19 protein-coding genes are annotated in these 20393 nt (G+C 70.2%); 10 read left to right on the top strand and 9 right to left on the bottom strand.

The genetic code is table 11. The features are described from left to right. Window positions 1–28 precede the first annotated feature (28 nt). On the top strand, window positions 29–790 hold the full coding sequence (locus tag ACIBJG_RS14475) for an alpha/beta hydrolase (protein ID WP_399307815.1): 762 nt from the start codon (window positions 29–31) through the stop codon (window positions 788–790). 75 nt (window positions 791–865) lie between these two features. Here the strand turns inward: ACIBJG_RS14475 and ACIBJG_RS14470 are convergent, their stop codons facing one another. Together ACIBJG_RS14470 and ACIBJG_RS14465 are read right to left on the bottom strand one after the other, a co-directional pair. Then, on the bottom strand, window positions 866–1540 hold the full coding sequence (locus ACIBJG_RS14470) for an SDR family NAD(P)-dependent oxidoreductase (protein ID WP_399307814.1): 675 nt from the start codon (window positions 1538–1540) through the stop codon (window positions 866–868). A 171-nt stretch (window positions 1541–1711) separates the two neighbouring features. Next, window positions 1712–2185 carry a cupin domain-containing protein gene (locus ACIBJG_RS14465; protein WP_399307813.1) on the bottom strand — a complete coding sequence of 158 codons (474 nt, stop codon included), beginning with the start codon at window positions 2183–2185 and terminating at the stop codon, window positions 1712–1714. A gap of 114 nt (window positions 2186–2299) precedes the next feature. Here ACIBJG_RS14465 and ACIBJG_RS14460 point away from each other — a divergent pair, with 114 nt between their 5' ends. After that, window positions 2300–3214: a DUF5937 family protein gene (locus ACIBJG_RS14460; protein ID WP_399307812.1), complete on the top strand. Its 915-nt coding sequence runs from the start codon at window positions 2300–2302 to the stop codon at window positions 3212–3214. Window positions 3215–3346: 132 nt separating this feature from the next. On the opposite strand, the gene ACIBJG_RS14455 is transcribed toward ACIBJG_RS14460, so the two are convergent. Beyond that, complete coding sequence (locus ACIBJG_RS14455; protein WP_399307811.1) at window positions 3347–4243, bottom strand: LysR family transcriptional regulator; 897 nt, start codon at window positions 4241–4243, stop codon at window positions 3347–3349. A 69-nt stretch (window positions 4244–4312) separates the two neighbouring features. Between ACIBJG_RS14455 and ACIBJG_RS14450 the strand changes: the two genes are divergently transcribed. Continuing rightward, window positions 4313–4630 carry a hypothetical protein gene (locus ACIBJG_RS14450; protein ID WP_399307810.1) on the top strand — a complete coding sequence of 106 codons (318 nt, stop codon included), beginning with the start codon at window positions 4313–4315 and terminating at the stop codon, window positions 4628–4630. A 23-nt stretch (window positions 4631–4653) separates the two neighbouring features. Here the strand turns inward: ACIBJG_RS14450 and ACIBJG_RS14445 are convergent, their stop codons facing one another. Further along, on the bottom strand, window positions 4654–5106 hold the full coding sequence (locus ACIBJG_RS14445) for an ATP-binding protein (protein ID WP_399307809.1): 453 nt from the start codon (window positions 5104–5106) through the stop codon (window positions 4654–4656). Between the two features lie 144 nt (window positions 5107–5250). Between ACIBJG_RS14445 and ACIBJG_RS14440 the strand changes: the two genes are divergently transcribed. From ACIBJG_RS14440 to ACIBJG_RS14430, 3 genes are all read left to right on the top strand, one after another. Then, window positions 5251–6099: a helix-turn-helix domain-containing protein gene (locus ACIBJG_RS14440; protein ID WP_399307808.1), complete on the top strand. Its 849-nt coding sequence runs from the start codon at window positions 5251–5253 to the stop codon at window positions 6097–6099. Further along, the gene (locus tag ACIBJG_RS14435) at window positions 6096–6290 is read left to right on the top strand and encodes a DUF397 domain-containing protein (protein WP_399307807.1); all 195 of its coding nucleotides are present in this window, start codon (window positions 6096–6098) and stop codon (window positions 6288–6290) included. The genes ACIBJG_RS14440 and ACIBJG_RS14435 overlap by 4 nt, the downstream gene beginning before the upstream one ends. 232 nt (window positions 6291–6522) lie before the next feature. Beyond that, window positions 6523–8157: a hypothetical protein gene (locus ACIBJG_RS14430; protein WP_399307806.1), complete on the top strand. Its 1635-nt coding sequence runs from the start codon at window positions 6523–6525 to the stop codon at window positions 8155–8157. Between the two features lie 91 nt (window positions 8158–8248). Here ACIBJG_RS14430 and ACIBJG_RS14425 read toward each other — a convergent pair whose 3' ends face one another. Continuing rightward, entirely contained in the window at window positions 8249–9202 is a 954-nt protein-coding gene (locus ACIBJG_RS14425; RefSeq protein WP_399307805.1) for a LysR family transcriptional regulator, read from the bottom strand. 62 nt (window positions 9203–9264) lie between these two features. Here ACIBJG_RS14425 and ACIBJG_RS14420 point away from each other — a divergent pair, with 62 nt between their 5' ends. The 3 genes from ACIBJG_RS14420 to ACIBJG_RS14410 all read left to right on the top strand — a co-directional run bounded on the left by ACIBJG_RS14420 (window position 9265) and on the right by ACIBJG_RS14410 (window position 12477). Then, a complete protein-coding gene (locus ACIBJG_RS14420; protein ID WP_399307804.1) occupies window positions 9265–10563 on the top strand; it encodes an MFS transporter in 1299 nt (432 codons plus the stop codon). Window positions 10564–10657: 94 nt separating this feature from the next. Further along, window positions 10658–11365 carry a L,D-transpeptidase family protein gene (locus ACIBJG_RS14415; protein ID WP_399307803.1) on the top strand — a complete coding sequence of 236 codons (708 nt, stop codon included), beginning with the start codon at window positions 10658–10660 and terminating at the stop codon, window positions 11363–11365. Window positions 11366–11478: 113 nt separating this feature from the next. Next, window positions 11479–12477, top strand: coding sequence for a sigma-70 family RNA polymerase sigma factor (locus tag ACIBJG_RS14410; protein WP_399307802.1), 999 nt, complete (start codon window positions 11479–11481; stop codon window positions 12475–12477). Window positions 12478–12947: 470 nt separating this feature from the next. Here ACIBJG_RS14410 and ACIBJG_RS14405 read toward each other — a convergent pair whose 3' ends face one another. Both ACIBJG_RS14405 and ACIBJG_RS14400 read right to left on the bottom strand, forming a co-directional pair. After that, window positions 12948–13925: a peptidoglycan-binding protein gene (locus ACIBJG_RS14405; protein ID WP_399307801.1), complete on the bottom strand. Its 978-nt coding sequence runs from the start codon at window positions 13923–13925 to the stop codon at window positions 12948–12950. Between the two features lie 254 nt (window positions 13926–14179). Continuing rightward, on the bottom strand, window positions 14180–14485 hold the full coding sequence (locus ACIBJG_RS14400; RefSeq protein ID WP_399307800.1) for an STAS domain-containing protein: 306 nt from the start codon (window positions 14483–14485) through the stop codon (window positions 14180–14182). Between the two features lie 446 nt (window positions 14486–14931). Between ACIBJG_RS14400 and ACIBJG_RS14395 the strand changes: the two genes are divergently transcribed. Next, a complete protein-coding gene (locus ACIBJG_RS14395; RefSeq protein WP_399307799.1) occupies window positions 14932–18195 on the top strand; it encodes a S8 family peptidase in 3264 nt (1087 codons plus the stop codon). Between the two features lie 225 nt (window positions 18196–18420). Here the strand turns inward: ACIBJG_RS14395 and ACIBJG_RS14390 are convergent, their stop codons facing one another. Next, window positions 18421–19011 (bottom strand): Uma2 family endonuclease, encoded by a 591-nt coding sequence (locus tag ACIBJG_RS14390; RefSeq protein WP_399307798.1) that lies wholly within the window; start codon window positions 19009–19011, stop codon window positions 18421–18423. A gap of 98 nt (window positions 19012–19109) precedes the next feature. Continuing rightward, complete coding sequence (locus ACIBJG_RS14385) at window positions 19110–20387, bottom strand: thymidine phosphorylase (protein WP_399307797.1); 1278 nt, start codon at window positions 20385–20387, stop codon at window positions 19110–19112. Between the last annotated feature and the right edge of the window lie 6 nt (window positions 20388–20393).

Genomic DNA, 20393 nt, shown 5'->3' with positions numbered 1-20393 from the left:
ACACCTGCCTTTCTGACACTGTTACGTCATGGCACAGCGCGCACTCCCCCTGCCTGCTGCAAGGCTGGGACGGGCCGTCAGGACGGCCGGAGCATCCACCGCGGTCAGCGGCGTGGTCCTGCTGCTCCCGGACGGCGAGCCCTACTCGTACCGCCGCCCCTCCCCTCTCTCCTACGCCCGCCGGCTCCCCCTGGCCCGCTCCCTGGCCCGCGCCGGCGGCACCGACGGCCTCGCCATCCACGTCGTCCACTACCGCTGCCGCGGCTGGAACACCACGGACGCCCACCTCGCGGCGGACGCCGAATGGGCGGTGGACGAGGCCGTACGCCGCTACGGCGACATCCCGGTCTGCCTGGCCGGCCACGGCATGGGCGGCCGCGCGGCCCTCCGCGCGGGCGGCCACCCGGCGGTCACCTCGGTCCTCGCCATGGCCCCCTGGCTCCCCGGCGACCCGGACGCCGAACCGGAACCGGTCAAACACCTGGTCGGCCGTCAGGTCCTGCTGGTCCACGGCACGAACGACGCCCACTCGGACCCCGAGCTCTCCTTCCGCCTCGCGGAACGCGCCAAGAAGTCCAACCGCGACACATGCCGCTTCGAGGTGCACTCGGACGGCCACGCACTACGCCAGCACCACACCGAAGTAGCCGCCCTGGCCGCCGACTTCGTCCGCGGCTCCCTCTTCGGCCGCGGCTACGCCCGCCCGGTCGCCGACGCACTGGCGGCTCCGCCGCCGCTGGGACTGCGGATGCCGCTGGCGGCGGGGTTCGGGGAGTCGTTGCGGGGGTGAGGTGGGCCCGGCGCCGACGCGAGGCCGGGCGCACGGCGTCCCAGGCCCTCAAGCCGGCCGGCGGCCCACTTGGCGTCACACGGTGAAGACGCGCTCGACTTCGTCCCGCCGCGTGTGCAGGTCCCAGTAGAGGGGGGCGACCTCCTCGGCCGAGGCCGACGGCAGTCCGGGCGGGCCGTCCGTGCCGATCCACGCGCCGATGGCGACGTGCGCGGCCTGGACGCCGGTGCCGGCCAGTTCCTTGTGCAGGCCGAGGACCCAGTTGCGCAGCGCGGCCTGGGCGGCGTTGAGGTTGCCGAGCATCGGAGTGGGGTCGACCGAGCCGGCGCCGTTGGTGTAGAGCAAGGTGCCCGCGCCTGCCTCGCGCATCGCGGGCAGCACGGCCCGTGTGGCGGCAATGGCCCCGTAGAGGAGGAAGTCCATCGCCCACTGCACATCGGACGGGTGGGTCTCGGACGGAGCGGTGAGCGGCGCGGATTCGAGGCTCCCACCCGGGGAGTACTCCAGGACGTCAACGCCGTCGAAGCGGGCGGCGGCGTCCTTGAGCGCCCGGGTGAGCGCGTCATGGTCGAGTACGTCCGCGGGAAACGCGGCGGCGGCGATGCCTTCGGCGGCAAGCCGGCCGACCAGGTCTTCGAGCTTGTCGCGGTTGCGGGCGAGGAGAGCGACGTCGAAGCCGTGGGAGCCGAAGGTACGGGCGATGGCCAGGCCCATACCGGGGCCGGCTCCGACGATGGCGATGCTGGGCACAGTGAATCCTTTGCTGGTGGACGCTGGTGGACGCGTGGGGAACGGGGTGATCGGGCGACGGTGAGCGTGATCTCACCGAGGGGTGCCGGCGCCGGACGAGGCGAACGCCTCGCCGTCGGCTGCTCCAGATCGTGGGGTGGGTCGGGGGGGCGCGGGCCGTTGCCGCTGCCCTCACCGCTCGTCGTCGTCGGTGAAGTGGTTGTCGTGGTCTGCGTGAAGCCGGCTCAGGTCCCGCTCGTCCACGGTGGCGAGCTGCGCGAAGTACTCCTCCCGCGGTACGCCTGGCGAGAGCGCCATCAGGAGGGTGGCAGGTTCGGCGCGCACCTTCCGGAGGGCGTGGACGTCACCCACCGCGGCGTGCGCGGTGTCGCCGGGCCGCAGTGTTCGCCAGGCCCGCCCGTCGAAGTGGTCGACTTCACCTTCTTCGACGATGAAGGTCTCGCCGAACGTCGTGTGAAAGTGCGGGGCAGGTCCCCGGCTGGAGGGCGACATGCGCCACCGGTAGATGCTCACGGTCCCGCTGGTCTCCGCCGGACCCGCGAGCACTTCGATGGTCGATCCGCCGGCGCCCAGCCGGATCGTCCGCGTCTGTCGGGCTCGCTCGGGCGCCTCGGGAACTTGGGCTGTCGACTCGGTGTCGGTCATGACCCGAGTCTCGGGGCTTCGCCGTTCTGCTCGCGCTCACTTCGGCCGTGGCCTAACAATGGTGGAGTGATCCGCTACCGATTGGGCGCCGGTGCTGCGAGCGTACGGTGGGCGATGTCGCCGATCCACGAAGTGGTCGGTCTCGCCCAGCTCTTGACCGAACCGCAGCGTCATCCGATGTTCCACCCATGGCTTCGCCGCCGCCGCCACCGTCTCTCGCAACTGGACCTGAGGGCGCTCACGGTCTTCATGGCCGATGGCGCGTATCGACCCGACTTCCTCGACCCATCGCCGATGTCCAGTGAGCCGACGTTCGAGGAAGGCGTGGATGCCCTTCTCGCCGCCCCCGCGGACGAGACGTATGCCGAGCTGGTCGACGCTGCGAAGGGGCACGGGGCAGAGACGGCCCGCCGGCTGCTCGAGGACCCCGACCGAGCCAGATCCGAGGCGGCCGATGCGTTGCGCCGCCTCTGGAAGGAAGTTGTCGAACCGGAATGGCCGTCCATGCGGCAGGCGCTGCGTGCCGAGATGCTGGATCGGGCCATCCAGGTCAACCGCGAGGGGCTGCGCGCAGTCCTTCCCCGGCTGCACTCCTCCGCTGCGTGCGGGGGCCACACCATCAACGTCGAGAAGTCCGTCGACATCGACGTCGACTGCCCGGCGGGACTCATTCTCGTACCGTCACTGTTCATCACCGACCGGATGCAGTGCACCACTTCGGACCACTGGGCTCCGGCGATCTATTACCCGGCGTCCGGGCGGTACCTCTGGGCGGCGCCTCCCACTCCGAAGTCGCTGGACCGTCTTCTGGGGGTGACACGATCGAGGATCCTGGCCGCGCTCGCCACTCCGCTGCAGACGACCGTTGTGGCCGGACTGGTGAGCGTCACTCCTCCGACGGCCAGCGAACACCTGGCGATCCTGCGGGACGCCGGGTTGATCGACAGCAGCCGGGTCGGTCGCACGGCCACACACGAGCTCACCAAGGCCGGCCGTGCTCTCCTGGACGCGGCCTCGCCTCGGCCATGACAGGTCGCGGAGCTGCCGGTGGCCGGCCCAGCGCGCCGCCTGCCGCATCCGCCGGCGGGCATCGTGTGCGCGTTCCCTGGCGGAGCGGCGGATTTCCGCACGCCGCTGGGGCACGTCGCCCGATAGCGATACCTACCCAGCCCGCTCGCCCGGCGAAAGGCCCGCCCCCCGGCTCGACGCCGGGTCGGACTGCGACCGGCTCGCGGCAACCGCCGCGTCGACGAACGAGGCGACGAGCGGCCGGTGGTCGAGCTGCGACCAAGCGACGACCAGACGGCTGGGCGCCGCATCGATCACCGGCTTGCAGACCAGCCCCGGGTGAACGGGTTCGACGGACGAGCGCGGGAGGATCGCGATCGTCCGTCCGAGCATGATCAGCTGAGTCATCTGCGCCACGTCCACGATCTCCGGGCCGGTCCCGCCGTCAGGCACCCCCTTCCAGCGCGGCAGCGTCTCGTGCTCCAGGTCGGCCATGCGCAGCTCGCTGCGCGAGGCCAGCCGGTGGCCCCGCGGCAGAATCGCCACGCGCCCCTCGACGAACAGCGTCTCGGACTCCAGCCCCGTGAGGTCGTCGAACGGCGCGTACAGCAGCGCCACATCGGCTCTGCCGTCACGCAGATAGTCGGCGCGGTCGGTGGCACCGCCGAACAGGACGTCCACCCTGCGCGCATCGGGCTGTCCGGCATACGCGGCAAGGATCCCGGACAGCAGGTTGGCATCACCACCCGGCTTGATCACCAGCCGCAGCTGCGCCTGGACGTCACCGGCCCGGCGCGCGCTCTGCGCCGCAGCGCTCACCGCGTTGAGCGCGTGGCGGCCGTGATGCAGCAACGCCTCCCCGGCCGGCGTCAGCGCGACGCGACGGCTGGAGCGCACGAGCAGCTGAACGCCGAGCCGCGATTCGACACGCTGAATCGCTTTCGACAGCGCCGGCTGAGCGATGGCGAGGCGCGCGGCGGCATGGCCGAAGTGCAGCTCCTCGGCGATCGCGACGAAGTACTCGAGCTCACGCGTCTCCAGATCAACCATGCCCCCAGGTTATCGCCGATTAATCAATCGGCCTTGGACTTCATTCATGGGACGAGGTTCGATTGACCCATGATTCACCACACAATGATCGTCTCCTTCACTGACTCCATCCCGGACACCGAGCTGGATCAGTTCCTCAAAGACATCGAACAGGTCATGTGCGACTCCGGGCAGATCCAGGCGTTCGCGGCGTCGCACCACATCCGTGTACCCGCTGAAGACCACAGCCCCGTGCCCACTGCCACCGCGATCGTGCAGCTCGCCCTCGCCGACCTCGACACGCTCAACGCCTCGTTCACGACCCCCGGACTCGAGGACGTCATCAAGCGCTGGCAGTCCCGCCACCCCTACAAGGTCGTCTGGGCCAACCACGAGCCGCTCTCCTGACGGACTTCGCCCGCATCCGGTCCTCACCGGGCAACCGGCTCCGTCTCCGTCTCCGCCCACACGGTCTTGCCCGGCCCGACCCGGTCGGTCACGCCCCACCGGGCGGCGATCCCCTCGACGATGACGAGGCCCCTGCCCCCGTCCGCCTCCGGGCCGGGCGGGGGCACGGCGGCTGGGTCCGGTCGCGCCTCGTGGGTGTCGGAGATCTCGACCCGTACGACTCCGGTCCCGTACGCGTACGAGAGCCGCAGCTCGAAGTCGCGCCCCGGGACCCGTCCGTGCAGGACGGAGTTCGCCGCGAGCTCCGCAACAAGGAGAGCCACGTCGTCGGAGAACGGGGTTCCGTACGCGATCCCCCAGACGTCGAGCTTCCATACGGCCAGCCGCCGCGCGAGGGTCGCGCCCAGGCGGGTGGCGGAACACCTCTGGACGAACACACGCACGGTCAGGGGTGGTTGGGCTTGCAGTGCTGTCATGCGCCAAGCGTTCCGTCTCACCCCATGCTTCCAGCAGGAACGACGCCCATACAGATCCACCTGTATGGGTTGACGCTCTGGACGGGGTGGGTAACCGTCCGTGATCATTGTCGAGTTGATCGATGCGCGGAAGACGGGGCGGCGATGACGGCGGACCATGAGAGCACCACGGCGGGCGGCGAGCCCGAACTGTCCGACAGTCTGCGGACGTTCGGTGCGGTCATAAAGGCCCTGCGCGAGGCCGCCGGCCTCACCCAGGACGAGTTCGCGCCCCGCGTGCAGTACTCGCCCGCCTACATCGCCAAGATCGAACAGGGCAAGCGGTTCCCGCCGGAGAATCTTCCGGAGCGGGCGGCGGACGCTCTCGGGCCCGTCGCGGGCAAGGTCCTCGGCGCTGCGGCGCGGAGCCTGCGGAGGAGGGCGGGGCTGGCCTCCTGGTTCCAGCAGTGGGCGGGGATCGAGGAGGAAGCCATCACTCTGTACGCGTACGAGTGCCGCGGGGTCCCTGGACTGCTCCAGACCGAGGGGTACATCCGAGCCGTCTTCGACCGGCGGCTCCCACCACTCGCGGAGGAGCAGTTCGAACAGCAGGTGGCCGCACGCCTGGCGCGGCAGGATCTTCTTTCCCAACGACCCAACACCTCCTTCTCGTTCCTGATCGAACAGGTCGTCCTTGAGCGCCGGTTAGGAGGCAAGCAGATCACCTCCGCCCTCATCGACAACCTGCTGACCCAGGGCGGGCGCCGCAACGTCGAGGTTCTCGTCATGCCGCTCAGGCAGCCGGACCACTCCGGCATCGACGGGCAGATGTACCTCGCGGAGACACCCTCCAACAGCTGGTTCGGCTACGTCGAAGGCCATGACAGCAGCACCCTCCTCACTGACCCGAAAGTGGTCAGTGCCATGCTCCAGCGCTATGGCAAGATGCGCTCACAGGCGCTGAGTCACGAGGCCTCGGCGGGCCTGCTGAAGCAGATGCTAGGAGCGCTATGAGTACCGAACTGGCCTGGTTCAAGAGCAGTTACAGCGGCAGCGGCGGCGACAACTGCGTCGAGGTCGCCCTACGCCCCCACGCCGTTCACGTCCGCGACTCCAAGGACACCACCCGCCGACCGTTCACCGTCTCCGCCACCGCATGGTCGGACTTCACCGCGTACGCGTCCGCCGCCAACCGCACCGCCTGACGCTCTCGGTCCGGCAGCAGGCTCCCCGGCGCCGAACCCGGAACGGGCCCGAACGGCCGGTCCCGGCGCCCGCTTCGCGGGGTCGCCGTGCCCGTATGGGCCCACTCGCCGATTTGGGCCCTGGTATGGGCCTTTGGGCACTGTCCGTGGGCCCCAGTGTCGTCGCTACGTTCGTACCCCGGCGGGCTACCGCCCCCCGGTTCCTCGGGGGCGAGCCACGACGAGGTGAGACGTGTACAGCAGTGAACGGATACGTCAGGGCGTACGCACGAGCACGGGGCAGTCGGCGATCGAGTACCTCGCCATGCTGGGGGTCGTGGTCGCCGTGGTCGGCGCAATCGTCGCCGTGACCATCGGCGGCGACATCACCAGCTCCGCCCACGTGCAGATCTGCCGCATCGCGGCAACGACGGGCGGCGGCGGCGAATGCGCGGATGACAACGCTGTCAACGAGGACGGGGACGACGACTCCCACCCCGCTGATCCCACCGAATCCATTGAGCCGGCGTCCGCCCCCGACGACGGGGCCGACGAGTCCGGTGGTGTACCGGGCGGCAAACCCGACGACGAGTCCACGGACAAGCCGGCCGACAACACGGGCAATGCGCTCCCCAGCCTGTGCTTCGAGCCGCGCGAGCGGTCGTCGAACTCGAAGGTCTCCGTCCCCGGCAACGGCCCCACCAGCACGGCGGCGGCCTGGGGCTACTCGTACCTGGTCAACTTCGTCATCGACAAGGTCAACAACGAGAAGAACAAGGAGAAGCGGGTCAAGGCAGCGCTCGACGACCTCTCCTACTGCCTCCCCGACTACAACATCGTCATCGCTCAGCCGCACGAGGGAAACCTCCAGCAGATGGACGGCGCGGCGATGATCTCGACCGTGGAGATCAGCGGCACGACGTACCGCGTCTACGCCTTCAAGACGGGCAAGTTCACCTGGGCCGACGACGCCGACCTCGGCTGGAAGAACCGCGCGTTCAAGGGCCACTTCGACGTGAGCGACGACAAGCGCACCGTCACGTTCGACACCCCGCCCCGCCCCAAGCGGAAGAAGGACTGGAAGCCCGGCGACGAGGGCTGCCAGATCGAGGGCCAGGAGCCGCCCGACCGCAGTCGCTACTACAACACGTACTCCCCGCTGGACAACGAGGGTTCGGCCCAGGCGGTCCGGATGCTCGTGAACGACATGCGGCGCTGCTACCCGGACTACAACGTGGTCGCGATGCACTCGGAGCAGTCCTCGCACTGGATCGACAAGCCGGACTCGTTCATCAACCAGAGCCGGTACCGGCTGAACTCGCCCGAGTACCACGACGAGGAGACCGGCAACGACATCGACTCGGGCCGCGCCGTGTTCGACGTCTACGTCTTCGACAAGGGCAAGTTCAGCAACGACGGCGACGGCGGCTACACCAACTGGGCCTACTACGGTGACGCCACCCGCGAGGGCAAGGAAGCCACCTTCGAACAGCCGGAACCCGCGGACCTGGACGCCGATTCCACCTCCACGGGAACGGAGTCGGTGAACTTCAACGACGGGGCACCGAAGTACACGGAGGGGACGTACCCCGGCACCGACTACTCCGGCAAGGCACCGGGGGACGACGGCGAGCTGAACCAGTCCCTGATCGACGAGTACAGCCGCAGCTTCCCCGACACGAACATCATCGCGGTGAAGAACTTCAACGACCTCTCCTTCTCGGGGGTGTCCGGGCTGGAACACATCGCGGTGGTGGACGGGGTCGACATCTTCTCGATCAAGAACGGCACCATCATCAACAACGGTGACGGGGGCTGGAAGAACTGGGGCTTCGCCGGCACCTACGACCGCGACAAGGACTCGAACGAGGTGACCTTCAAGCGGTAGGGAAGGTGTCGCGGGCCGGCCGGTGCCCCGGTCGCCCCGGCCTGCGCGGAGATCCGGGCCGAGCGGTCCGGCCACCGGCTCGGCCCACCCCTCAGTCCGGCAGCAGGTGTCCCCGCCGCGACAGCAGGAACTTCTTGAACGCCGCCACCGGCGGGGTGTCCGGGTGCCCGTCCAGCCAGGCCACCCCGATCTCCCGAGCGGCCCGCGGTGCCGTCACCGTCAGTTCCACCACTCCGGGGCGGGCCACCGCCGGAGGCGGGAGCAGCGCCACGCCCAGGCCGGCCGCGACCAGGCCGCGCAGGGTCTCCGCCTCCTCGCCCTCGAACGCGACGCGGGGGACGAAGCCCGCCTCCGTGCAGAGGTCGTCCGTGATGCGGCGCAGGCCGTAGCCGGGTTCCAGGGTGACGAAGGTTTCGTCGGCGGCCTCCGCCAGGCGGATACGGCGGCGGGTGGCCAGGCGGTGGTCCTCGGGGACGACCAGGCGCAGGCGTTGTTCGTCCAGGCGGCGGGCGACGAGGTCCGGGGCGTCCGGGACCGGTGAGGTGAGGCAGAGGTCGAGGCCGCCCGCGCGCAGGCGCTCCAGCATGGCCTCGCCGTAGTTCTGGACGAGCTGGAACCGGACCCGGGGGTGGTCGACGCGGAAGGCGCGGATGAGGGCGGGGACGGTTTCCGAGCCCATGGTGTGGAGGAAGCCGAAGGCGACCTTGCCGGAGGTGGCGTCGGCATCGGCGCGTACCGAGTCGGCTGCCTTCTCCACCTCCGCGAGTGCCCGTTCCGCCGAGCCGAGGAAGGTGCGGCCTGCGGGGGTGAGGGAGACCGTGCGGCCCTTGCGGGCGAACAGGGCGACACCCAGGTCCTGTTCCAGGCGGACCATGGCCCGCGAGAGCGTGGACTGCGGGACGCCGAGCTCGTGCGCGGCGCGGGTCACGTGTTCGTGGCGGGCGACGGCCTCGAAGTACGCCAGGCGCGGGGCGAGGACCGCGCGGATGTCTTCTTCGTAACTGCTTGGTGACAGCCGAGGCTGTGAGCTGTACTGATGCGCCATGGGATTGATTATCGCGTGTTTGTGCATTGGACGCATGAAAGGAGGCGGCATACGTTCTTGGCATGCCTCCTGCCAGTACCGGGGCGTCCACCCTCATCGTGGCCGCCTCGCCCCAGTCGTCCCCCGTAGCCACCGCTTCAGAGCGGCTTGAGCCCGGACGCCCCGGCTATCGCCGGATGAGCTTCGCGCTCTTCGCCGCCGGTGTCGCGACGTTCGCACTCCTCTACTCCACCCAGGCCCTGCTGCCCGCCGTCTCCGCGTCCTTCGGCGCCACGGCCGGGCAGGCGAGCTGGACGGTGTCCGCCGCGACAGGTGCGCTGGCGCTGTGTGTGCTGCCGTTGAGCGCGCTGTCCGAGCGCTTCGGCCGGCGGCAGATGATGACCGCCTCGCTGGTGGTCGCGGTGACCGTGGGGCTGTTCGTGCCGTTCGCGCCCTCGCTGGGCTGGCTGATCGCGCTGCGTGCCGTCCAGGGCGCCGCGCTCGCCGGTCTGCCCGCCTCCGCGATGGCGTACCTGGCGGAGGAGGTCCGGCCGAAGGCGCTCGTCGCCGCGATCGGGCTGTTCGTGGCCGGGAACAGCATCGGCGGGATGAGCGGCCGTATCCTCACCGGCTGGGTCGCCCAGGCGTGGGGCTGGCGGGCGGCGCTCGGCGCGGTCGGGCTGCTGGCCGTGGCGTGCGCGGTCGTCTTCCACTTCATGATTCCCAAGGCCCGGCACTTCACCCCCGGTTCGCTGAACCCGAAGGCACTCGCCAAGACCGTCGGCGGGCACCTCTCCGACCCGCTGCTGCGTCGGCTGTACGCGATCGGCGCACTGTTCATGACGGTGTTCGGCGCGGTCTACACGGTGATCGGCTACCGGCTCGTCGAGGCGCCGTTCAGCCTGCCGCAGGGTGTCGTCGGGTCCATCTTCCTCGTCTATCTGGTCGGTACGGTGTCCTCCGCCGCCGCGGGGCGGCTCGTCGGCCGGCTGGGGCGCCGGGGTGCGCTCTACCTCGCCGTCTCCACCACCGCCGCCGGGCTGCTGCTCTCGCTGGCCGACCAGTTGGCCGCCGTACTCCTCGGCCTGGTGCTGATCACGGCCGGCTTCTTCGCCGGGCACGCGGTCGCCTCGTCCTCCGTGAGCCGCACGGCCACCACGGGCCGCGCCCAGGCGTCGGCGCTCTACCAGTCGGCGTACTACCTGGGCTCCAGCGTCGGCGGCACGCTCGGCGCGCTCGCCTTCCACGCCGGGGGCTGGGCGGGCACGGTGGCGCTGGGACTGCTCGCGGTGCTGGGTGTCGTCTCGATCACGCTGTACGGGTCGCGGGCGGCCCGCGCCGAGCGGATGCGGCCGGCCGGACTCGTCTCCGTACAGAACTGAGACATTCGGCGCACAACCATCCACTCCCCGACGCGCGTCTAGCAGGCGGAATCATCGCACTGTGCGCGAAGGGGAGTTGGCGGTTATGGGAGTCATGGGGAACATACGGGGTGTGCGGGCGCGGCGCGTGCTCGCGCTGTCCGTCGCCGGTCTGACGGCCGTACCGGCGTTCGTGCTCGGCACCGGCGGCACGGCCCAGGCGGCGTCCTGCACGGCGTCCAAGGGTCCGTACCAGAAGCAGGCCGAGAAGTATCTGCACCTGAAGGTGGACGGCAAGCAGTCGGCCGCCGACTGCAAGGCGATCCGGTCGTTCCAGAGCACGTACGGGGTCACGCCCACCATCGGTTACGCGGGGCCCGTCACCTGGCGCACGATGCAGACGCTGACCGCGCAGAAGGCAGCCGGGAAGACTCCGAACAAGGCCAAGAAGTGCCCCACGAACAAGGGGCGCATCGCCTGCGTCGACCTCACCCGGCAGATCACCTGGATCCAGGACGGCAGCAAGCTGAAGTTCGGACCGGTGCCGGTGCGGACCGGACGGAACGGGTACGAGACCCGGACCGGGGCCAAGAAGATCTACTGGAAGCACAAGAACCACGTCTCGTCGATCTACCACGTCTCGATGCCGTACTCCCAGTTCTTCGACGGTGGGCAGGCCTTCCACGCGGTGGGCGTGAAGATGTGGAACCCCCCGGGCTCGCACGGCTGCGTCAACATGCGCACCGCCGACGCGAAGTCATACTGGAACCTGTTGAAGAACGGCGACGACGTGTACGTGTACGGGCGCAAGCTCGGTACGTGACCGCTTCTGCTCTTCGCGCCCCCGTTGTCAGTGGCCTGCGGTAGTTTCCGAAGTACTGGAGTGAGCGGCGTCACAGCGCAGCGCAGCGCTACAACAGGGGTGGATCGATAGCGATGAGTGATCTGACAGCGACGACGACCGATATCGACAGCCGTCTGGAGGGACACCGGGTCGAGCTGACGGGCTACTGCTACCGGATGCTCGGCTCGGCCTTCGAGGCGGAGGACGCGGTCCAGGACACCCTGGTGCGCGCGTGGCGCAACATCGAGAAGTTCGAGGGGCGTTCGTCGCTGCGGTCCTGGCTGTACCGCATCGCGACGAACGTCTGCCTCGACATGCTGAACGCGGGCAACAAGCGGGCCAGGCCGGTCGATCTGTCCGGGCCGACGCCGCTCGCGCAGGCCGCGCTCAATCCGCTGCCGGAGAACACCTGGCTGGAGCCGATGCCGGACGGGCGGATCCTGCCGTCGGTCGCGGACCCGGCGGAGGCCGCGGTGGCGCGTGAGTCGGTACGGCTGGCGTTCGTCGCCGCGCTCCAGCATCTGCCGCCGAAGCAGCGGGCCGTGCTGATCCTTCGCGAGGTCCTCGCGTGGAAGGCGAGCGAGGTCGCCGAGCTCCTCGACACTTCGGTCGCCTCGGTCAACAGCGCCCTCCAGCGGGCCCGGGCCACGCTGACCGACCACCAGGGCGATGCCGCCACCGCCGACGCGGCCGACCCGCTCGACGAGGAGCAGCGCAAGCTCCTGGAGCGGTATGTGGCGGCGTTCGAGGGCTACGACATGAAGGCGCTGACCGCGCTCCTCCACGAGGACGCCGTCATGACCATGCCGCCGTTCGACCTCTGGCTGCAGGGGCACGACGACATCACCGGCTTCATGACGTCCTTCGGCGCGGCCTGCGAGGGCTCCCGACTGGTCGCCACGTCGGCGAACGGCACGCCCGCGTTCGCGCACTACAAGCCGAATCCGGACGGGCCGGGCTTCGTACCGTGGGCGGTTCAGGTCATCGACATCCAGGACGGTGCGATCACGGGGATGCACTGCTTCCTGGACACCCCGCGCTGGTTCCCGCTGTTCGGGCTGCCCGACCACCTGGACGCCGATGCCGCGTGAGGCCGCAGCTGGTGCACGGGCTCGTTGCGGGGTGGGTCCTTGTCGCCGTCGCGGGGTGGGGCGTCACGCAATGGGTCGGTGAGCCGGCGGCGACGTCGGGGCCGGGCCCCGTCGTGCCGCCGGCCTCCGGCGCGGAGCCGGGACCGCAGCCGGAGTCCGACTGCGCGGAGGCGGCCGCCCGTGCTGCGGAGCGGTCGCCGGGATCGGGCGCGGCCTCGACCCCGGGATCGGGCAAGTCATCGGCTCCGATGCCGCGCCCGGTACCGATCCCCGGCTCGCCGAATCCATGGGACTCCGGCCAGCCGACGCATCGTGCGGAGGTGGGGGGCGACGGGCGGGCCCGCCTCACGCAGGTGATCTGCGACTCGGCGGTGGTCAGCGACTGAGCCGGGGTTCGGGGTCCGGGCTCGGTGTTCGGGCCCACCGGGCCGGGCCCCGCCGGAGCATTGCGGGCGGGGCCCGGCGCACTCTCAGCCGACCAGTGCCTGCCAGGTCACCGGGCCCGCCTCTCCGTCGGCGACGAGCCGGTTGACGCCCTGGTAGGTGCGCACGGCGGTCGTGGTGACCGCGCCGAACGTGCCGTCGACCGTCAGACCGGCGCTGCGCTTGTTCAGCGCGTTCTGCAGGGCCCGGACGTGGGAGCCGCTGCCGCCGTTCCGCAGGGTGTAGACGAGGTGCGGCCAGGTCGCCGGTCCCACCTGGCCGTCGGCCACCAGGCCCTTGGCCTTCTGGAAGCGCTTGACGGCGTCGGACGAGACCGAGCCGTACTGCCCGTCGGCGACCAGTCCGTAGCCGCGCTGCGTCATGAGGAACTGGATGACGACGACCGTCCTCCCGCTCGCACCGGGGTCGATCCTGGGCCAGCCGCCGCCCAGGTCGACACCCCGGGCAGCCATGAAGGTGACCGGGTTGGCCGTGACACCGAGCCCTCCCGTATGGGTCTCGAAGTGCAGGTGGGGCCCCGTCACGTTGCCGGTGGCTCCCATGTCGGCGATGCGCTGACCGGCGGCGACCGTGGCGTTGAGCGCGACCCGGTAGGCGTTGAGGTGACCGTAGTAGGTGTACTGGCCGCCGCCGTGCGAGACGACCAGGGCGTTGCCGGTCCGGCCGGTGAGGCCGCCTCCCCACGAACGGCGGACGACCGTGCCGGCCGCGGCCGCGTAGACCCCGGTACCCGTCGAGTTCGAGACGTCCTGACCGGCGTGCGCGGCGCCGCCCCGGGAGGCACCGTAGTAACCGCCGGCGGGGAAGCGGCCGAGGGCGGGGTTGGCCCATCTGCCGTTCTTCGCCGTGGCCGCGGAGGCCGTCGTGGCTCCGGTCGCAAGGCCGGCCGCGGCAAGGCCGAGTCCTAGCCCCATCCCGGCGATCAGTCCGCGGCGGGACAGCCCGCCGAGCGGCTCAGGATTCTCCGTCGTCGCCTCGACCGCCGCTGCGCAGGAATCGCACATGTTCGCTCCCTCAGGTCTGCTGAACCGGGCACGAGTTGTCGACGTGGGCACCTCGCGAACCCAGCGTTTGAGGTGCCCACGTCATTCATCTACACGCATAGACACTAAGGAGATGACGCCGATCCGACCATAGGTCCACGGGCCCGGTCCGGGCCCAAATCACGTCCGGGCCCGGGCTTGTGGAGGGGCGCGCGCGACCCGCCGCCCTGGCGAAAAGGCTCAACTCGCCCACTTCGGCATTCCGTGGATTCGCTTCACAAAGGCGTCTCCGCCAGCTCGACCACCTCACCCAACCCCACCAGGTCGAGCAGCAGTTGGAGTTCGGGCGGTGTCCCACGCAGCCGCAGCCGTCTGCCGCCCGACCGTCGTGCGACCAGTGACAGGCGGGCAACCGCCTCCACGGAGGCCAGGTCCGGCTCGACAACGCCGCCCACGTCGCAGTCCACCACGGCGGCGTCCGACGTGGCCAGTATCGCCTCCAGGTCCGCGCAGAGGCGGGGCGTACCGGCCCGGGTGACACGTCCGGAGAGGACGAGTACGGCTGGCGACAGGGGATCCATACCAGGGAGACCGGCCCTACGGCCGAAACTCATCGCCCCGCCGCTCCCCGCTTCCTGCCGTACGCGCGTGCTCTCATGTCCGGCCCGTCGGGGGGTGCCCCTGCGCCCACGAGCTGCCATGGGCCTCTCCGGCCGCCTTCGTAGCGGGCCGCTCCCCCGTCTCGCAGGACCGACTGCCAGACGACTCTCAGCCGACCGACAGGCGATGACGTTTCGCCAACTTCGGCCATATGTGTGCCTGTTGTGAACCCATTCGGCCAGATCCCCCTCTAGATGGGTGAAACGGCCGCGCCGGTGCACGCATCGGCGCCGACCGCCCACCGGCCCCTCGGGGGCCGCCTGATTCTCCAGGGGGAGAGTTGCGCAGACACGTGAGAAGCGCGTGTGTTTCAACCGTCGCCACAGCGGCGGCAGTGGCGCTCGCGGCCGGGTTGACCACCCCGGCCATGGCCCGCGACACCAGCCCGTCGCAGCCGGCCGACAGCTCGTCCGGCGCACGGCATCAGCTGACGCTCATCACCGGCGACCGCGTCACGGTGGACGCCAAGGGCCGGGTCGTGGGCTTCCGTCCCGCGGCGGGGCGCGAGCACATACCCGTGCAGCGGCAGACGTCGAACGGGCACACCCTGCTCGTCCCGGCCGACGCGCACCGGCTGATCAGTTCCGGAAAGCTGGACCGCCGGCTGTTCGACGTCACGGAGCTGAGCCGGGCGGAGAACCGCAGGGCGCAGAAGTCGGCCCTGAAGCTGATCGTCTCCTACCGGGGCGCCGCGGCCACGGCCGCCAAGGCCGAGGTACGCGACGCGGGTGCCACCCGCGTCGGACCCGTGCTGAAGTCGCTGAACGCCCAGGCCGTGGCCACCCCGCAGGAAGACGCCCCGTCCATCTGGCAGGCGCTCACCAGCAAGCCGTCGGGCAACACCCAGCGGACCACGGCCGCCGGAATCGACCGCGTGTGGCTGGACGGCGTGCGCCGGGCGAGCCTCGACAAGAGCGTCCCGCAGATCGGCGCCCCGACCGCCTGGAAGGCGGGCTACACCGGCAAGGGCGTCAAGATCGCCGTCCTGGACACCGGCGCGGACGCCACTCACCCGGACCTCAAGGGCCAGATCCTCGCGTCGAAGAACTTCTCCACGTCGCCCGACACGAAGGACCGTTTCGGCCACGGCACCCATGTCTCCTCCATCGCGGCCGGTACGGGCGCGAAGTCGGGCGGGAAGTTCAAGGGCGTGGCGCCGGACGCCAAGCTCCTTGAGGGCAAGGTGCTCGACGACAACGGCTTCGGTGACGACTCCGGCATCCTGGCCGGCATGGAGTGGGCGGTCGCGCAGGGCGCCGACGTCATCAACCTGAGCCTCGGCGGCACCGACACCCCGGGGATCGACCCGCTGGAAGCGGCGGTCGACAGGCTCTCCGCCGACAGCGGCGTGCTCTTCGCCATCGCGGCGGGCAACGAGGGCGACGGGGCAGGCACCGTCGGCTCCCCCGGCAGCGCGGACTCCGCGCTGACCGTCGGCGCGGTCGACGACAAGGACGTGCTGGCGGACTTCTCCAGCCGGGGCCCCCGGGTCGGCGACGGCGCGATCAAGCCCGATGTCACCGCTCCCGGCGTGGACATCACGGCAGCCGCATCGCCCGGCTCCGTCATCGACAAGGAGGTCGGTCAGAGCCCGGCGGGCTATCTGACGATCTCCGGTACGTCGATGGCGACCCCGCATGTAGCGGGCGCCGCGGCACTCCTCAAGCAGCAGCACCCCACGTGGAAGTACACCGAGCTCAAGGGTGCGCTCACGGCCTCCACGAAGCCGGGGAAGTACACCCCCTTCCAGCAGGGTTCGGGCCGGATCGCCGTCGACCGGGCGATCACCCAGTCCGTCGTCGCCGACCCGGTCTCGATGAGCTTCGGCGTCCAGCAGTGGCCGCACACCGATGACGTGCCGGTCACCAAGAAGGTGTCGTACCGCAACCTCGGCACGAGCGACGTCACGCTCGCGCTCACCGTCCAGGGCACCGGTCCGACGGGCAAGCCCGCCCCGGCCGGCTTCTTCGCCCTCGGCGCCACCGCTGTGACCGTCCCGGCGGGCGGCACCGCCGAGGTGCCGCTGACCGTGAACACCAAGCTCGGCGGCACGGCCGACGGCGGCTACTCCGCCTACGTCGTCGCCAGCGGCGCCGGGCAGACCGTCCGCACCGCGGCCGCGGTCGATCGCGAGCGCGAGTCCTACGACCTCACGCTCAAGACCATCGGGCGCGACGGCAAGCCGGCCCGGTACACCACGGGCGACGTCTACGGCATGAGCGGCGCCGCGAACGGCGTGTGGGAGTCCCCCGAGGTCGTCAACGGCACGGCGAAGATCCGCGTCCCCAAGGGCGGGTACGTGCTCAACTCGGCCGTGTACATCGACCCGGAGGACTCGGAGAAGGGCGTCGACTGGATCGCTCAGCCGTCTCTGAACCTCACGAAGAACACCACGGTGACCTTCGACGCGCGCCTGGCCAAGCCGGTGGACATCACTCTTCCGGTCACCGGCTTGAAGCCCGTGCTCGCCTCGCCCGACCTCCAGGTCGAGAACGGGGACAACGGCGTCTCCTTCAGCGTGCTGCTCGACTCGTACAAGCAGCTGCGCACCGCGCACATCGGCCCGAAGGCGACCGGCGTCCAGCTCTCCCAGCACTGGTACGGCACCTGGACCAAGGGCGCGAAGACCCGGTACGACATCGCGGTCGGCGGCCCGGTGAGCCGGGTGGCGACCGGCTACCACCGCGCGTTCCGCAGCGGGCAGCTGGCCAGGGTCACGGTCCGCGCCGGTTCGTCCGTCAAGGGCAAGACCGGCGACATCTCCGCGTGGAGCGAGCTGCCCGACGCGTACGGCGGCTGGTCGATCGCAACCACCCAGAAGCTTCCGTCCACCACCACCGCCTATGTTTCCACCGCCGACAAGGTGCGGTGGGGCTTCGACTTCTCCCAGAACGGTGCGCCCGACGAGGACGGCTTCCCGCGGACCGATGCCTCGTACTCCCTCGGTGACCCGCAGATCCTCAAGGCGGGCAAGGCATACACGAAGACCGTGAACACCGCGGTGTTCGGGCCTTACGTCAACGCCGGCTTCGGGGTCTTCCGCGAGGACAACACGCTCATCGGGTCGCTGCCGCTGGTCGCCGACGGCAACCGGAACATCGGCGGTTCCGTCTACAGCTCGGTGAAGACCGTGCTCTACCGCAACGGCAAGGTGTTCGCCAGGAACGCCGACCCGCTGGCGGGCGAGACACCCCTCACCGTGCCCGCCGCGGCCGCCGACTACCGGCTGACCACGTCGGTGCGGCGTGCCGCCGACGTCGCTTCGGTCTCCACCCGGATCGACGCGAGCTGGACCTTCCGGTCCGGCCGGACCAAGGATCTCGTCGTGCTACCGGTCTCCATGGTCCGCTTCGCGCCCGCGGTCGCGCTGGACGGTACCGCCAAGGCCGGGAAGTCCGTGTCCGTGCCGGTGACGGTGCAGGGAGCGGCTGCCGGGAAGAACCTCAAGTCGCTCACGGTGTACGTCAGTTATGACGCCGGGAAGACCTGGAAGAAGACCGCGGTCAAGAAGGGCAAGATCTCGGTGAAGAACCCGGCCAAGAAGAAGTCACTCTCCTTCAAGGCCAGTGTCACAGACAAGAAGGGCAACAAGTCCTCGGTGGCGATCTACAACGCCTACTTCGGCAAGTAGCCCGAGCAGCCGGTGACAGGCCGAAGGCGGCCCGCACCGGCCCCGCACTGCAGCGGCCCGTCAGGACGGTTCTCACCGTTCCGGCGGGCCGTTCGTGTCGGGGTGCGCATGGCCGCGCGATACGTCGCCGCACCACCGGGGTGGCGGCGAACGGTGTGCCGCAAGGGATCCGTACCGAAGCGACCGGCACCACGGCGGAAGCTCATCGCGACGCCGTGGTGCTCCTCAGCTGACAGGGAAGACCCCGGTGTCCAGGTCCAGCGCGAACGGTTCCGGAAGCATCAGCTTCCCGCCGTACTCGACCGTGTCCAGAACCCGGTAGGTGCCGCCTTCGGGTTCCCCGTACAGCGTGGCGGTGGGGCGGCCCGAGTGCCAGGGGTCGAGGAGGAGGAAGAGCTCGACGCCCGCCTTCGCGTAGCCGTGCACCTTGCCGATGCGGTCGTGGTTGGCGTTGGCCTGCGAGGTGATCTCGACGACGAGCCGCGCCTCACCGGCGGGGACGCGGTTGCCCGGGCCGGTGGCGATGGCACGCGGCACTACGACGAGATCGGGGATGTAGAGCCCCGCCCGGCCAGGGACCGAGACACCGAGGGTCTGGTAGATCTCCCAGTCCTCCGGGATGACGGTGTAGAGCCTGCGCTGCAGTAGCGCCGCGGTGGTGTTGTGGTCCTTGGACGGCGGTGGCGACACAGTGACGATCCCCTCGATGATCTCCACCTTGCAGCCCTCGGGCGCGTCCGTCTCCTCCCAGATCCGGACGAGGTCGTCCCAGTCCTGGCCGTGGCCCGGCGCGGGATCGACGGTGAGTGCGCTCATGGCGGTCTCCTCTTATCGGTGCGTCACCGAGTCCAGCATGCCGAACGGGACCGGCGGCAGTCCACCGGTCCCGTTCACCCGTACGGGGAAGCCGCAGGTCAGGCGATACGTTCCCGCACCACCGGGGTGGCGGCGAACGGCGTGCCGGCCGGTGCGATGTCGTACGAGTCCGGCAGCGCCTTGAGCGCGTAATCGAACTTCTCCGGGGTGTCCGTGTGCAGCGTCATCAGCGGCATCCCGGCCGTCACCTCGTCGCCCGGCTTGGCGTGCAGTTCCACGCCCGCGCCGGCCTGGACCGGGTCCTCCTTGCGGGCGCGGCCCGCGCCGAGGCGCCAGGCGGCGACACCGATGTCGTACGCGTCGAGGCGGGTCAGGACGCCGGAGGACCGGGCCGTGACGACGTGCTGTTCGCGGGCGACCGGAAGGGTGGCGTCCGGGTCGCCGCCCTGGGCGGAGATCATCCGGCGCCAGACGTCCATCGCTGAGCCGTCCGCGAGGGCCTTCTCCGGGTCGGCGTCCTTGAGTCCGGCCGCGTCCAGCATCTCGCGGGCGAGGGCCAGGGTGAGGTCGACGACGTCCTTCGGGCCGCCGCCTGCCAGAACGTCCACGGATTCGCGGACCTCCAGGGCGTTGCCCGCGGTGAGGCCGAGGGGGGTGGCCATGTCGGTGAGCAGGGCGACCGTGCGGACTCCGCTGTCGGTGCCCAGGGCGACCATGGTGGAGGCCAGTTCGCGGGCGTCCTCGATGGTCTTCATGAAGGCGCCGGAGCCGACCTTGACGTCCAGGACGAGTGCGCCGGTGCCCTCGGCGATCTTCTTGGACATGATCGAGCTGGCGATGAGCGGGATGGCCTCGACGGTGCCGGTGACGTCGCGGAGCGCGTACAGCTTCTTGTCGGCGGGGGCGAGCCCGTCGCCCGCCGCGCAGATGACGGCGCCGGTGGTGTCGAGGACGTTCAGCATCTCGGCGTTCGAGAGGTGGGCGCGCCAGCCGGGGATGGACTCCAGCTTGTCGAGGGTGCCGCCGGTGTGACCGAGGCCGCGGCCGCTGAGCTGCGGTACGGCGGCGCCGCAGGCCGCGACCAGCGGGGCGAGCGGCAGGGTGATCTTGTCGCCGACGCCGCCGGTGGAGTGCTTGTCGGTGGTGGGGCGGGAGAGCGCGTCGAAGTTCATCCGCTCGCCGGAGGCGATCATGGCGGCGGTCCAGCGGGCGATCTCCGTACGGTTCATGCCGTTCAGCAGGATCGCCATGGCCAGTGCGGACATCTGCTCGTCGGCGACCTCGCCGCGGGTGTACGCGTCGATGACCCAGTCGATCTGCTCGGGGGTCAGCTCGCCTCGGTCCCGCTTGGTGCGGATGACGGAGATGGCGTCCATGGTCTG

The sequence above is a fragment of the Streptomyces sp. NPDC050422 genome (assembly GCF_044458665.1).
Classification (GTDB): domain Bacteria; phylum Actinomycetota; class Actinomycetes; order Streptomycetales; family Streptomycetaceae; genus Streptomyces.
The sequence above is the reverse complement of the archived record's forward strand: the minus strand, read 5'-3'. Positions and strand labels throughout refer to the sequence as shown.